Here is a 12,628-nt window from a genome sequence, read left to right on the forward strand (position 1 = left end):
GCGTGCGCCGCCGCTTTTTCATTCCGATCAGAGGACGGTCGAAGATGCCGCGCCCCTTGCATCCGGTCTCGCCGGGCATTCGAACCGTGCTCGGCATTTCGTTCTTCGTGCTGTTCGTGGCGTTCTGGGCGTGGATCACGCTTGGCGGCCACGTCAATCGCATTTTCCTTGCCGATCCGCTGTCGATGGTGAGAGACGGTTGGCGGCTGCTGGTCGAGGACCGCTTCTGGCTCGACATCCTTATCACCATCTGGCGCGTCTTCGGCGGGTTCCTGATGGCGGCCGTCGTTGCCGTGCCGCTTGGCATCGTGATGGGTGCCTGGAAGCCCGTGGAGGCGTTCCTGGAGCCGTTCGTCTCCTTCGCCCGCTATCTGCCGGCATCGGCCTTCATCCCGCTGCTCATTCTGTGGGCGGGCGTTGGCGAGCTCGAAAAACTGCTGGTGATCTTCGTCGGCTCGGTGTTCCAGATCATCCTGATCATCGCGGTCAAGGTCGGCGGCACACGGCGCGACCTGGTCGAGGCGGCCTACACGCTTGGCTCGTCCGACAACGGCATCGTGCGGCGCGTGATCATGCCGGCCAATGCGCCGGAGATTGCCGAGACCCTGCGGCTGGTGCTCGGCTGGGCCTGGACCTATGTCATCGTCGCCGAGCTGATCGGCTCGTCGTCGGGCATCGGCTACATGATCATCAACAGCCAGTCGCGGCTGGCGACAGGGCAGATCATCTTCGGCATCATCGTCATCGGCCTGATCGGGCTGTTGTCCGATTTCGCCTTCAAGGCGCTCAACCGTTGGCTGTTTCCATGGAGCCTGGCGTGAGCAAGCTGGTCATCGAAGGCGTCTCGCGTACCTTCGCCGGTGTCGGCGGTGGGCAGCCGGTCAAGGCGCTGATGCCGATCGATCTGGCGGTCGCCGCCAACGACTTCATCACCATCCTGGGGCCATCCGGCTGTGGAAAGTCGACGCTGCTCAGGATCGTCGCCGGCCTCGAAGCGCCGAGTGGGGGACGTGTTATGCTCGACGGCAGGGTGGTGGACCGGCCCGGTCCAGACCGCGGCATGGTTTTCCAGTCCTATACGCTGTTTCCGTGGCTGACGGTCGCCGAGAACATCGGCTTCGGCCTGCGCGAACGTGGAATGGCCGAGCACGAGCGCAACGAAATCGTCGCTTCTTACGTCGATCTCGTCGGGCTGAGAGGTTTTGAAAACCATTGGCCGAAGCAGCTTTCCGGCGGCATGCAGCAGCGCACCGCGATTGCCAGGGCACTGGCCAACGATCCGGAGATCCTGCTGCTCGACGAGCCGTTCGGCGCACTCGACAACCAGACCCGCGGGCTGATGCAGGAACTGCTTCTCGGCATATGGGAGCGCCGGCAAAAAACGGTGCTGTTCGTCACCCATGACATCGAGGAGGCGATCTTCATGGCGTCGCGCGTGGTGGTGATGACGGCGCGGCCCGGCCGCATCAAGTCGGACGTTGCCGTCGACCTGCCGCATCCGCGCCACTACACGCTGAAGACCAGCCCGGAATTTTCGGCGCTGAAGGCGCGGCTGACGGAAGACATCCGCGTCGAGGCGATGCGCACGGCGCAGGTATAGTCGGGTCAGCAAGGCGCCTGAACGGCTCAGAGACTTCGTAAGTCCTTGATAAGTACGTATAGATGCAGCGGGTCCGTCGGCGATTGCACGAATCCGTAGCGCTCGTAAAACGTGCGGGCGCCGTCGTTCTTGGCGTGGACGACGACCGCGCGGATGCCTGCAATATCGGCCGCCCGCAAACAGCGCAGAACGGCATCGCGCAACAGTCCGCCGCCGACGCCTTTGCCTTGCCAGTCCAGACTGACCGCAAGACGCGCCAGCAGCATTACAGGCACCGGATGGCGTGCGAGACCTTTTGTCAATCGTTCGGGCGCACCCTCATATTTAACCTCACCAACGACCAGGGTATAAAAGCCGATCACAGCCTCGCCAGAGAGACCAATGTAGGTCTGCGAAGCATTGGCTTGCTGGTTTTGGAATGCATAGCGTACGAGAAAGCGATTGAGCGGTTCTTCACCGCAGTCGAACATGTCCACCAAATGCTTGCGGGCCAGTTTCTCGATCTGGAATTCGCTCACGCTGGATCGCGACCGGAAAAGATGCTTGGTTCGTTCAATAGGCGCTTGAGGCGGGGGAGATCACGCGTTGGCGCGTCGAGCGCTGCCATGAACGCGACCCATTTTTCGGCGTCGAGATGGAAGCTGCGCCGGTCGGCTAATGTTTCTTCGGCTCGCGCAAGCGCGCTTTCAAGCACGAAATCGCTGAGCGAACGGCGTTCAGTCGCGGCGGCGGTTGCGAGTGTACGCTTTGCCTGGGGGGTAAGGCGCAAGTCCAGTTTTTCCGATCTGGTGGTTCTAGTCGTCATTGATACCTCTCGATTGCCGGATACCACATGTCGCCAGACAATGTCATGACAATTTCGGCCGCCCGCGAAACGTGCTGGATCAAGCCGCCAGAAGCTGTTTGCGGTCGACGCGTTCCTGTTGCGGCGAGCGGGCGTACAACTCGCGATAGCATTTGGAGAAATGCGAGGCGGAAACAAAGCCGCAGGCGACCGCCACTTCGACCACCGGCAACGACGACTGGATCAGCAGGTGCCGGGCGCGGTCGAGGCGGATCTCCAGATAGTAACGGGCAGGGGAGCGCCCCATCTCGGTGCGGAACAGGCGCTCAATCTGCCGGCGAGACAGGTCGACATGGTCAGCGATCTCGATCAGAGAGAGCGGCTCGGAGAGATTGGCCTCCATCAACTCGATAATGGTCAGCACCTTGGAATTCTGCACGCCAAGGCGGGCGCGCAGCGGCAGGCGCTGGCGGTCGGTCGGGCTGCGCACGCGATCGGTCAGCACCTGCTCGCAGACGCGGTTGACGAGGCTTTCGTCGAAATCGTCGCCGATCAGCTTCAGCATCATATCTAGGGCGGCGGTGCCGCCGGCGCAGGTGTAGATGTTCTGATCGATCTCGAAGAGGTCGGCGAAGACGTTGGCCTTGGGGAACGCCTCAGAAAAGCCCGGCAGGTTCTCCCAATGGATGGCGCAGCGCTTGTTGGACAACAGGCCTGCGGCGGCCAGGATATGCGCGCCGGTGCACAGGCCGCCGACGGCAACGCCGCGATTGTACTCCTCGCGCAACCAGGCAAAGGCCGATTTGTTCTGGTAGCGCTCGACGTTGATGCCGCTGCAGACGATGGCCATGTTCGGCCGGTCCGGTCCGGACATTTTCTTGCGCTCTTCCTCCAGCGAGGTGTTGACGGCGCATTCGACACCGTTCGAGGCGCGCACTGGCTTGCCGTCGATGCTGGCGAGCCGCCAGCGATAGGCTTCATAGCCGAGCATGCGGTTGGCCGAACGCAACGGATCGAGCGCCGTCGCGAAGGCGATCATGGTGAAATCGGGGACCAGGAAGAATACAAACGATCGCCGGATCGGGTGCTTTACGACGTTCACGGGTAGATCCTCACGCTGCAATGGCGCGAACAGGATGTCGCGATTAGCATAGCGACATCAGGAAAGACGTTTCCTGTCAATTGGCTAGATGGCAACGGAGCGAATTTATTTGCGACACGGGTCGCAAATGGGCAATCGCTATGCGGCGAAGGACGTGACAGGCCGCCGGATCGACCAACGAGCCTACGCAGTCTGCGCACACGAAAACGCCGCCTCGGCAAAACCGAGGCGGCGCTGGATCGACTTCGAAGCAGCGCTGGGCTGCTTCCGTCAGGATTGCTGTCTCAGCTGTCTCAGGCGACGAAGCCGAGGCGCGCCGCAGCCATGGCCCCGGTCTGGCCGGGCATGGTGTTGGCCAGGCGCTGGCGTTCGAGCGCGGTCGTCAGGTTCATTTCGCGGCGGGCAAAGAGGCGGGCAAAAAGCTTCATGATCATCTCCATTCGGTTGCTCAGACGGGTCGCCTTCGCTTGATGGAGTGGGGCAGCTCGTTTGTTGATGATGATATAGGCTTACGTGAGGGGAAACTAAATCGCAAAAGCGAAGCACTTGATATGAAAAGCGACACGGAATGCGACAAATTTGGGCAACCTGCCCAGGATTTTCGATTATTTACAATGTGTTGATTGCCAGTGCGGGCTGCTATGCGACTTGCTCATATGCGGCATGCGACGGCGACATGGCTCGGGAAAATCATTTGAATACAAACAAAAAGGCCTGCCGGGCTGATCTGCGCGGCAGGCCTTCAGCTGTTGATACACACGGTTTACTTTGCTCCAGCCCAAGATCCCACACCATGGCGAGTGCCGGTCTTGGCATCGGCAGCTTCGGGCCAGCCGATATCCTTCTGCAGTTCAATCGGCAGCGCGCGGATGGCGCGTTCCGTCTGGTAGCGGGCACGGGCCTCGCTGAACTCGGTCGCGATCCGACCGATGGATGACAGGATAGACATCTCATTCTCCTTCGCGTTGGCCGGGATGTCCCGGCGCTTGCAGCGTCAGGCGGTACACTGGGTTTGTTTCAGCTTCATTTCGTGTCGATTGCAGGTCCGTGTCATGGCTGTTTCGGGACCACTTCGATGCGTCCTGCCTTCGATGGAGTTGACTATCCTCCCAAACTGATGTTCAATCAAACGAAATGGAATGATGGTTTGCATCAGAAAAATTGAAGGTCGCTTGCCATGAACGCCCCACTCAATCATCCGCTGCCGCTGCTCGATCTCGACGTTCTGCGCACTTTCGTCGCAATCGCCGAGACCGGCAGCTTCACCACTGCGGCCAATGCGGTCTTCCGCACGCCGTCGGCCGTCTCCATGCAGATCAAGAAGCTGGAGGACATTCTCGGCCGTTCGGTGTTCGCGCGCGACGCCCGTTCGGTGACGCTGACCACCGATGGCGAGATGCTGCTCGGCTACGCGCGCCGGCTGCTGTCGATCAATCGCGAGGTGGTGTCGAAGTTCATCATTCCAGACATTGTCGGGGTGGTGCGGCTCGGCTCGCCGGACGATTATGGCGAACGTGTGCTGCCGCATGTGCTGAAGCGATTCGCACAGTCGCATCCTTCCATCGCGGTCGACGTCACCATCGACCAGAGCGTCAACCTGCGCCGTCGCATGGACGATCGGGCACTCGACATCACGCTGCTCACCAACTCATACAAGACCAGCGCGATCGGCGCCGAAGTACTGCTCACCGAGCCTATCGTCTGGGCTGGTGCCAAGGGGGGCTGTGCGCATCTGCGCGAGCCGCTGCCGGTCTCCTTGTGGGAAGAAGGCTGCGCCTGGCGGGCGGGTGCATTGGAGGCGCTTGGCCGCGAGGGCCGCAACTACCGTATCGCCTATATGAGCGCGCACACGGCCGGCCAGCGCGCCGCGATCATGGCGGATCTTGCAGTCGCGCCGCTGCCGAAATCGTTCCTCGGCAGTGATATGGTCGAGCTGTGCCCGAAGGACGGCATGCCAGACATCGGCACCTACAACCTTGCCATGGTGGTGACGCCGGACGCCAGCGCGCCGGTGAAGGCAGTCGCCGACCATATCCGCGCGACGTTTGAGATGTTCAGGGAAACTGGGAAGTTCTGAGCCAAACTACGACCTGAGCGGCGCAACCAGATCGCGAGGGGTTCCGTCGCGGTCTGGCCTTTGCAGCGACAACTCTCCTGCCTTGGCATGATAACTGTCAGTTTCGTTGGTCAAGAACGCAACGATGCTGTCCCGCGCGCGCCGCGCCTCCGGCATGTCGATCAACGGCCAGACATGGAACATGCCTTGCTCGTGGACGACCTCAATTTCGACACCGGCCGCGCGTGCCTTTTCCGCGAAGATCAGATTGTCGGGTGTAAGCAGATCGCGTGAACCGGTCAGCAGCAGCGTTTTGGGCAGCACCGACAGGTCGCCGTAAACCGGGCTGATGCGCCAGTCGGTGGGATCTATGCCGGCGCTGTAAAGCCGGATCGCCTCGCGGCCGCCGGCAATGCCCAGCCATGGATCGTTGCGTTCAGCCTCATACATTTCTGGGTTGGCGAGCGATACGTCGAGGCCGGGCGAAACCAGCACGTGGCGTGATGGCAAGGGCAGGCCCTCTTGCGCAGCCATCATGGTCAGCACGACAGCCATGTTTCCGCCGGCGGAATCGCCCATGAAGATGATGTCATTTGCCCTGGTTTCGCCGAACATCAGCCGGTAGACGGCGCCGACCATTCCGAACATGGCGTGGAAATCGTGTTCGGGAGCAATGGGATAGATCGGCACGGTGATACCGAACCCGAGGCGGTCGGCCATGTCGGCGATCAGCCGCCAATGATAGGGGGTGATTTCAAAGACGTAAGCGCCGCCGTGCAGGTAGAGAATCCGCCTCCGCTCACCAGCCTTGGGCGCGATCTCGTAGACGGGAAAGCCGTTGATCGTGCGGGTTGTGATCTCCAGGCGCGACCGCAGCGACGCAGGCGGCCGATGGTTTTCCGTCTTGCGCGCATAGGCGATCCAGCGCTGCAGGTTCTCCGGGCTGGAAAACGCCTTCTTACGGCTGTACCTGAGCACGAACGAAACGACGTGGCTTTTGAGACTGGGCATGCAGATACACGGACTTCGGCTGAGCCGACTAAGAGAACCCCCGACTATTTTGAAGATTGTGTCGCCACCAAAAAAGTCAATATTTATGCAATCTCAACACGGTGGTTTGACTCCAGCTGGCGATAAAGCCTCCGGTCCGTGAAGTCGCCAGCCCACCTGGGCAGCTCAGCGCCGCGGCGGCAGTGCGGCGCGCAGCCAATTGCTGGGTGCAGCCGGAGCCGCATTGCGGCCCCGGCGAATACCAAGCAGCTTGCATTTGTCGATGAAGTTCATCCGCGCTGCATGCCCCAGCCGACCGAAAGCTGCCTTTCGCTCGAACGCGGCGACACCGGCCAGCCAATGTCCTTCTGGATCTCAGGCGGCAAGCTGTTGAGGATGCGCAGCGACTTGCGCGCTTCACGTGTTTTCTTGAAGGCCGCACCATAGCGGCCGAGGCTTCCGAACATCGACATCTTGATCTCCTTTGGAGCGTTGCGGTGGCCGAAAACTGTTTCTGCCTGCCGTTCGATGCCGGTTAAATGCTCCGCACATGTATCTGGCGGATTTCACGAAAACGCGATTTCGTTTCCAGATCGGCGCGATCTGGAAACATTTGCATACAAATGAAAATGGAAAGGCTGACAGCCTAGCGGAGGCAAGTCATCCCCGCCCGCGCCGCGCGGCGTGGCCTTCGCGCGAACGGCGCCTCGGGGCGGCGTCGCCGGCAATGCCGTCTTCGCTCACCGTCTTGCGCGGCGGCAGTTTCACCGCCGCCGACAGCTTGGGGAACGGGTCGATCTTGTTCGGGAGCGCCATGGCATAAACGAAATGTTCCTGGAATTTTGGCTCCAGCGCCGTCTCGATCTTCTCGATCCTGCTGACGGTTTCCTCGATCTCGCGGCGATAGCCGCGGTTCAAGAGCGCCATGCGGGCACCGGCGCCGGCCGCATTGCCGACGGCCGAGACCTTGTCGAGGTCGCAATCCGGGATCAGGCCCAGCACCATTGCGTATTTCGGGTCTATGAACGAGCCGAAGGCGCCGGCGAAGTGGATGCGGTCGACGTGATCGGTGTGCTGCTTTTCCATCAAAAGCTTGGTGCCGGCATAAAGCGCCGCCTTGGCAAGCTGGATGGCGCGCACGTCGGTCTGGGTAATGGTGATCTTGGGCTCGCCTTCCTTCAGCACATAGGAGAAGGTGCGGCCATTGGCGACGACGCGAGGCGAGTGGCCGCTCAGCGATCCATCGACGACGCCGTCCTCGGAAATGATGCCGGCGAGGTACATCTCGGCGACCACCTCGATGATGCCGGAGCCGCAAATACCAGTGACGCCGGTCGCCTGCACGCTGTCGAGGAAGCCCGGCTCGTCGGACCAGAGTTCCGAGCCGATAACCCGGTATTTCGGCTCCAGCGTTTCGGGATCGATACGGACGCGCTCGATTGCACCCGGTGCGGCGCGCTGGCCACCGGAGATTTCCGCACCCTCGAAGGCCGGGCCGGTTGGCGAGGAGGCCGCCACGACCCGCTGGCGATTGCCGAGCACGATCTCGGCATTGGTACCGACATCGACGATCAGCATCATCTCGTCCTGCCGGTGCGGGCCTTCCGACAACGTCACTGCAGCCGCATCAGCGCCGACATGGCCGGCAATGCAAGGCAGCATGTAAAGCCTGGCGCCCTGGTTGAGTTTCAAGCCGATATCCGATGCCTTGATGTGCACGGCGCCGGAGACGGCTAGCGCGAAGGGAGCGCCGCCGAGCTCGGTCGGATCGATGCCGAGGAACAGATGATGCATGATCGGATTACCGACGAAAACGGAATCCAGGATATCGTTACGCTGGACGTTGCCTTCGGCGCAGACCTTGTCGACGAGGCCCGAAATGGCCTCGCGCACGGCGACCGTCATGCCTTCGCGGCCGTCCGGGTTCATCATCACGTAAGAGACGCGGCTCATCAGATCCTCGCCGAAGCGGATCTGCGGATTGGAGGTGCCCGACGAGGCGGCGACCCGACCCGACAGCAACGACACCAGATGCATGGCGATCGTGGTCGAGCCGATATCGCAGGCAAGCCCATACGCCTCGTTCTTCAGGCCAGGCCACAGAGCGATGACCCGCGCGGTCTCGCTGTCGGTGTCCTTGTGGATGGCGGCCGTCGCGGTCCAGTTGCCTTTGCGCAAAATGCCTTGCACCTGCGGCAACAGATGGAAATCGAAATCGAGGCTCTTAAGGCCCCAGTCCTTCATCAGCGCGATCTTCAGACGGTCGAGGTCGCCGAGCGGCTTGTGCATGTCGGGTTCTTCGATCTCGACATAGCACATGCGGATAGCCGCATCGCGGGCGATGACCCTGGTATCGGCGTCCTTGCGGATAGTCTGCGCGTTAATAACGGTGTCCTGCGGCACGTCGACGACGAGATCGCCGAGGATCTGTGCCGAGCAGGACAGGCGGCGCCGCTCGGGGAGCCCGCGAACGCGCTCGTACCGCTCTTCCTTGGCGCCCTTGGGCGAGAGGTGATCGTTGGAGGAGACGATCTTGTGCTTGGCGAAATTGCCTTCCTGCACCTCGATCTGGCAACGCCCGCAAGTGGCACGCCCGCCGCACACGCTCTCGACGTAGACACCAAGCTGGCGCGCGGCATCCAGAACCGGCGTGCCGACCGGAAACCGCCCGCGCTTGCCCGACGGCATGAACAGCACGAGCGGATCAGTGATGTTGACGGGAGAGTTCATTCGTTTCCAGACTTTACTTTCTACGCTGCTCGGGTCTTGGCCACGGCAGCGATGCCGCTGTGTTTCGGTTCCTCCCCAGTCGTAAACCCATATCGTGTCGGCCAAGCCATGGCTCAACCCCGGGCCATCCGCGCTTCGCGGCCGCCGCGCCTGCGTCCGCCATTGCCATTGCCATCGCCCGGCGCGTTGACCTGCGTCCGGGCGGCAACGGCCTGGCCACCTTCAGCAGGCTTGTAGTCCTTGTATGTCCTGATCCAGTTGGTGCAGTTCTCGTCGGTGCCGTTCAGCACGTTGGCGCCGCGCACCGCTTCCATTTCCTGCGGCCGCACCGGGTTCATGATCGCCGAGGTCATGCCGGCGCCAATCACCATCGGAATGAAGGCGGCGTTGATGCCATGACGGTGCGGCAGGCCGAACGAGATGTTGGAGAGGCCGCAGGTGGTGTTGACCTTGAGCTCCTCGCGCAGCCGGCGTAGCAGGGCAAACACTTGGCGGCCGGCATCGCCCAGCGCGCCGATCGGCATGACCAGCGGGTCGACGACCACGTCATGCGCCGGAATGCCGAAGTCGGCACAGCGCTGAACGATCTTCTTGGCGACGGCAAAGCGCACATCGGGGTCCATCGAAATACCGGTCTCGTCGTTGGAAATGGCGACGACCGGAACGTTGTATTTCTTGATCAGCGGCAGGATGGCTTCGAGCTTTTCCTCCTCGCCGGTGACGGAATTGACCAGCGGCCGGCCCTTGGCGACCTTCAGCGCCGCTTCGATCGCGGCGGTCACCGAGGAGTCGATCGACAGCGGCAGATCGACCAGGCCCTGCACGATCTCCAGCGTCTGCACCAGCAGCGCCGGCTCAGTGGCGTTGGGATCGACTGCGGTAACGCCGGCATTGACGTCGAGCATGGTCGCGCCGCAGGCGGCCTGCTCCAGCGCATCCTTGATGACGGTCTCAAAATTGCCGGCGATCATTTCGGCGGCCAGCTTTTTGCGGCCGGTCGGATTGATGCGCTCGCCGATCACGCAGAAGGGCTGATCGAAGCCGATGATGATTTCTCGTGTCGCCGAGGCGACGATGGTGCGGGTCATGAAATCTCTCCATCGTGATATAAAGAGTTCTTTATATCGTTATCTGTTTGTGATCAAGCGAATGCTGACGATTCGCGCTGTCAATGCGCGGTTTTGACCATGTCGACCTGGGTTTCGGTGAGGTCGTCATGCAGTATGTGGTCGAGCCGGTCGGCAACGAGCTGGTCGTCGCGGCGGATTTCGCGCTTCCACGGCCGGCGGCCCTTCAGCACGCCGGATTCGTCGACGATCTCGGCGACGTATTCTTCCTGGCGATAGGCCATCACATGAACGCCGGACACACCGGGAATTTCCTTCACCTCATTGATGATGTCGATGCAGAGCTGCTTACCTTCCTTCTTCTGATCCTGAGCGCCTTCCAGGCGCTTGACGATCTGATCGGGAATGTGAATGCCCGGCACGTTGGAGCGGATCCATTTGGCCGTCTTGGCCGAGGCCAGCGGCCCGACGCCGCACAGGATGAAGCATTTCTCGGTATAGCCGAGGTCGCGGACCTTCTGCATGTAGGTACGGAACATCGGCACGTCGAAGCAGTACTGGCTCTGCACGAACTGCGCGCCGGCAGCGATCTTCTTGCCAAGCCGATAGGGCCGGAAATCGATCGGCGGCGCGAACGGGTTGATGGCCGCGCCAAGGAAAAGCTGCGGCGGGGTCGTCAATTTGCGGCCGGACAGGAATTTTCCGTTGTCGCGCATGATACGGCAGGTTTCGAGCAGCGACATGCAGTCGAGATCGAACACCGGCTTGGCGCCGGGCTGGTCGCCGGCCTGCACGCCGTCGCCGGTCAGGCAGAGCATATTGGCGACACCCATCGCAGCACCCCCAAGCACGTCGCCCTGGATGGCGATGCGGTTCCGGTCGCGGCAGGCGATCTGCATGATCGGGGCATAGCCCATGCGGGTCAGGAGGGCGCAGATGCCGACCGACGACATGTGGCAGTTGGCGCCGGAAGCGTCGACGGCATTGATGGCGTCGACCCAGCCATCGAAAATCCTGGCGCGGTTGTAGACGTCTTCCGGATCGGCGCTGTCGGGCGGATTGAGCTCGGTCGTCACTGCGAATTCGCCGCGTCTCAATACGCGCTCCAGGCGACCACGTGAGGTGTGGCCGGGCAGGGGATCGAGCGGCAAATGGATGCCGGCCGGATTCTCGTCGGGCTGGCGGCCAATCATGCCGACACTCCAGTGTTGGTAGCGTTCCGGGCCGCATCGCGGGCGGCCGCCGCCTGCGCCGTGACGCGCAGCCACGCGGAGGTCTCGCGCAAGGATTGGTCGACCGGTTTCTGCACGTCAAAAATCTTGTCGCCATGCACCATGTTCCGCGAGCCTTCCCAGGCCTTAACCCAGACGCAGGGCATATCAGGTTCGACCTCGCAATTGCCGTTGGCGCGGACACCGCCACAAGGGCCGTTGCGCAATTGCTTGGGGCAGTTCATCGGGCACGACATGCCGGTCGAGGAAAGGATGCACTGGCCGCACATGCGGCAGTCGAACATGAAACCCTTGACGCGCTTTTCGACGAATTTCACCGGTCCTTCGACGCGGCTGTAGCCGATGCCCTTCCACAGCGGGTGGAGGAGCAGAAACATGTCGGCGAATTTGGCGTAAAACCATTCGAGCAGCCGCGAATGCCGGACTGACCAAAGCCGCACTGCAAACGAGCGCTGCACGCGCCGCTGCGGCGACACGTCGGCCGGCTTGTAGTCGGATTTCGGCGCCGCCTTCCTGACGATGGTCGCCTGCGTCAGGCCGGTCTGAGCCGTCGTCGCCGGCATTGATTGGGGATCAGACATTTTCTTTGCCGCCCGCCTTGACCAGAGCGACCAGCCGCTCACGGTCGTATTTCGCATCGATTTCCTGAAGAGCCTTCTCCGCCTCGGCTTCAAGATCGTCACCGACTAGGATGGGTTCTGCCTTGCGCCATTCGGCAAGATAGTCGTCGGTGCCGCCGGCGCCGGTGCGCATGGCGCACATGTCGATCGCCTCGGTGAAGCGCAGCGGCAGTTCGCGCTTGGCGTTCTGCCGGCCCTTTTTGACGATGACCTGGGCGGGAATGTCGCGCCAGTAGACGACGATCAGATCGGCCATGAATTCCTGCTCCTGCAGAGCGCCGCGCGTCCAAATCGAACGCACAAACGATGCTCTGCCACGTAACTTCGCTGCATCGTGCCCTCCGAAGATCGATTCCGATGTTTTGGGCCGATGCAGTGATTTCGAGCATTGCCGGAAGCGCTGTTGGGCTGCTTGTTATGGGACGACGCGGGGGCCTTCAAAAGCGA

General features: G+C 61.8%; 15 protein-coding genes. 3 read left to right on the top strand and 12 right to left on the bottom strand.

The features are described from left to right. Positions 1-44: 44 nt before the first annotated feature. Together NKJ72_RS13920 and NKJ72_RS13925 are read left to right on the top strand one after the other, a co-directional pair. Positions 45-821, top strand: a complete 777-nt coding sequence (locus NKJ72_RS13920) for an ABC transporter permease (RefSeq protein ID WP_352477594.1) — start codon at positions 45-47, stop codon at positions 819-821. After that, positions 818-1,600, top strand: a complete 783-nt coding sequence (locus tag NKJ72_RS13925; protein WP_352477595.1) for an ABC transporter ATP-binding protein — start codon at positions 818-820, stop codon at positions 1,598-1,600. Before NKJ72_RS13920 ends, NKJ72_RS13925 begins: the two co-directional genes overlap by 4 nt. A 26-nt stretch (positions 1,601-1,626) precedes the next feature. Here NKJ72_RS13925 and NKJ72_RS13930 read toward each other — a convergent pair whose 3' ends face one another. The 5 genes from NKJ72_RS13930 to NKJ72_RS13950 all read right to left on the bottom strand — a co-directional run bounded on the left by NKJ72_RS13930 (position 1,627) and on the right by NKJ72_RS13950 (position 4,435). Then, on the bottom strand, positions 1,627-2,118 hold the full coding sequence (locus NKJ72_RS13930; RefSeq protein WP_352477596.1) for a GNAT family N-acetyltransferase: 492 nt from the start codon (positions 2,116-2,118) through the stop codon (positions 1,627-1,629). Continuing rightward, positions 2,115-2,405: a type II toxin-antitoxin system TacA family antitoxin gene (locus NKJ72_RS13935; protein WP_352477597.1), complete on the bottom strand. Its 291-nt coding sequence runs from the start codon at positions 2,403-2,405 to the stop codon at positions 2,115-2,117. The genes NKJ72_RS13930 and NKJ72_RS13935 overlap by 4 nt, the downstream gene beginning before the upstream one ends. A gap of 79 nt (positions 2,406-2,484) precedes the next feature. Continuing rightward, entirely contained in the window at positions 2,485-3,423 is a 939-nt protein-coding gene (locus NKJ72_RS13940; protein ID WP_302895626.1) for a GlxA family transcriptional regulator, read from the bottom strand. 356 nt (positions 3,424-3,779) lie between these two features. Then, positions 3,780-3,914: a hypothetical protein gene (locus NKJ72_RS13945; RefSeq protein ID WP_013894968.1), complete on the bottom strand. Its 135-nt coding sequence runs from the start codon at positions 3,912-3,914 to the stop codon at positions 3,780-3,782. A 335-nt stretch (positions 3,915-4,249) separates the two neighbouring features. Next, positions 4,250-4,435 carry a hypothetical protein gene (locus NKJ72_RS13950; protein ID WP_023719925.1) on the bottom strand — a complete coding sequence of 62 codons (186 nt, stop codon included), beginning with the start codon at positions 4,433-4,435 and terminating at the stop codon, positions 4,250-4,252. A 228-nt stretch (positions 4,436-4,663) separates the two neighbouring features. On the opposite strand from NKJ72_RS13950, the gene NKJ72_RS13955 reads away from it, so the two are divergent. Then, positions 4,664-5,563, top strand: a complete 900-nt coding sequence (locus tag NKJ72_RS13955; RefSeq protein ID WP_023676521.1) for a LysR substrate-binding domain-containing protein — start codon at positions 4,664-4,666, stop codon at positions 5,561-5,563. A 6-nt stretch (positions 5,564-5,569) separates the two neighbouring features. Here NKJ72_RS13955 and NKJ72_RS13960 read toward each other — a convergent pair whose 3' ends face one another. The 7 genes from NKJ72_RS13960 to NKJ72_RS13990 form a co-directional block, all read right to left on the bottom strand. Continuing rightward, the gene (locus NKJ72_RS13960) at positions 5,570-6,553 is read right to left on the bottom strand and encodes an alpha/beta hydrolase (RefSeq protein WP_352477598.1); all 984 of its coding nucleotides are present in this window, start codon (positions 6,551-6,553) and stop codon (positions 5,570-5,572) included. A 269-nt stretch (positions 6,554-6,822) separates the two neighbouring features. Continuing rightward, the gene (locus tag NKJ72_RS13965) at positions 6,823-7,005 is read right to left on the bottom strand and encodes a hypothetical protein (RefSeq protein ID WP_352477599.1); all 183 of its coding nucleotides are present in this window, start codon (positions 7,003-7,005) and stop codon (positions 6,823-6,825) included. Between the two features lie 187 nt (positions 7,006-7,192). After that, the gene (locus tag NKJ72_RS13970; RefSeq protein WP_254818165.1) at positions 7,193-9,262 is read right to left on the bottom strand and encodes an ASKHA domain-containing protein; all 2,070 of its coding nucleotides are present in this window, start codon (positions 9,260-9,262) and stop codon (positions 7,193-7,195) included. A 113-nt stretch (positions 9,263-9,375) separates the two neighbouring features. Continuing rightward, a complete protein-coding gene (locus NKJ72_RS13975; protein WP_023676516.1) occupies positions 9,376-10,350 on the bottom strand; it encodes a methyltetrahydrofolate cobalamin methyltransferase in 975 nt (324 codons plus the stop codon). 80 nt (positions 10,351-10,430) lie between these two features. After that, the gene (locus tag NKJ72_RS13980; protein WP_352477600.1) at positions 10,431-11,522 is read right to left on the bottom strand and encodes a methylenetetrahydrofolate reductase; all 1,092 of its coding nucleotides are present in this window, start codon (positions 11,520-11,522) and stop codon (positions 10,431-10,433) included. Continuing rightward, positions 11,519-12,142: a methylenetetrahydrofolate reductase C-terminal domain-containing protein gene (locus NKJ72_RS13985; protein ID WP_352477601.1), complete on the bottom strand. Its 624-nt coding sequence runs from the start codon at positions 12,140-12,142 to the stop codon at positions 11,519-11,521. Before NKJ72_RS13985 ends, NKJ72_RS13980 begins: the two co-directional genes overlap by 4 nt. Next, the gene (locus tag NKJ72_RS13990; RefSeq protein ID WP_352477602.1) at positions 12,135-12,437 is read right to left on the bottom strand and encodes a virulence factor; all 303 of its coding nucleotides are present in this window, start codon (positions 12,435-12,437) and stop codon (positions 12,135-12,137) included. Before NKJ72_RS13990 ends, NKJ72_RS13985 begins: the two co-directional genes overlap by 8 nt. Positions 12,438-12,628: the final 191 nt, after the last annotated feature.

This window comes from Mesorhizobium sp. M0045 (assembly GCF_040323385.1).
Classification (GTDB): domain Bacteria; phylum Pseudomonadota; class Alphaproteobacteria; order Rhizobiales; family Rhizobiaceae; genus Mesorhizobium.

Coding starts and splice junctions, on each gene's coding strand:
- NKJ72_RS13920 (WP_352477594.1), top strand. CDS start 45: ATGCCGCGCCCCTTGCATCCGGTCTCGCCGGGCATTCGAACCGTGCTC.
- NKJ72_RS13935 (WP_352477597.1), bottom strand. CDS start 2,405: ATGACGACTAGAACCACCAGATCGGAAAAACTGGACTTGCGCCTTACC.
- NKJ72_RS13940 (WP_302895626.1), bottom strand. CDS start 3,423: ATGATCGCCTTCGCGACGGCGCTCGATCCGTTGCGTTCGGCCAACCGC.
- NKJ72_RS13945 (WP_013894968.1), bottom strand. CDS start 3,914: ATGAAGCTTTTTGCCCGCCTCTTTGCCCGCCGCGAAATGAACCTGACG.
- NKJ72_RS13950 (WP_023719925.1), bottom strand. CDS start 4,435: ATGTCTATCCTGTCATCCATCGGTCGGATCGCGACCGAGTTCAGCGAG.
- NKJ72_RS13955 (WP_023676521.1), top strand. CDS start 4,664: ATGAACGCCCCACTCAATCATCCGCTGCCGCTGCTCGATCTCGACGTT.
- NKJ72_RS13960 (WP_352477598.1), bottom strand. CDS start 6,553: ATGCCCAGTCTCAAAAGCCACGTCGTTTCGTTCGTGCTCAGGTACAGC.
- NKJ72_RS13965 (WP_352477599.1), bottom strand. CDS start 7,005: ATGTCGATGTTCGGAAGCCTCGGCCGCTATGGTGCGGCCTTCAAGAAA.
- NKJ72_RS13970 (WP_254818165.1), bottom strand. CDS start 9,262: ATGAACTCTCCCGTCAACATCACTGATCCGCTCGTGCTGTTCATGCCG.
- NKJ72_RS13975 (WP_023676516.1), bottom strand. CDS start 10,350: ATGACCCGCACCATCGTCGCCTCGGCGACACGAGAAATCATCATCGGC.
- NKJ72_RS13980 (WP_352477600.1), bottom strand. CDS start 11,522: ATGATTGGCCGCCAGCCCGACGAGAATCCGGCCGGCATCCATTTGCCG.
- NKJ72_RS13985 (WP_352477601.1), bottom strand. CDS start 12,142: ATGTCTGATCCCCAATCAATGCCGGCGACGACGGCTCAGACCGGCCTG.
- NKJ72_RS13990 (WP_352477602.1), bottom strand. CDS start 12,437: ATGGCCGATCTGATCGTCGTCTACTGGCGCGACATTCCCGCCCAGGTC.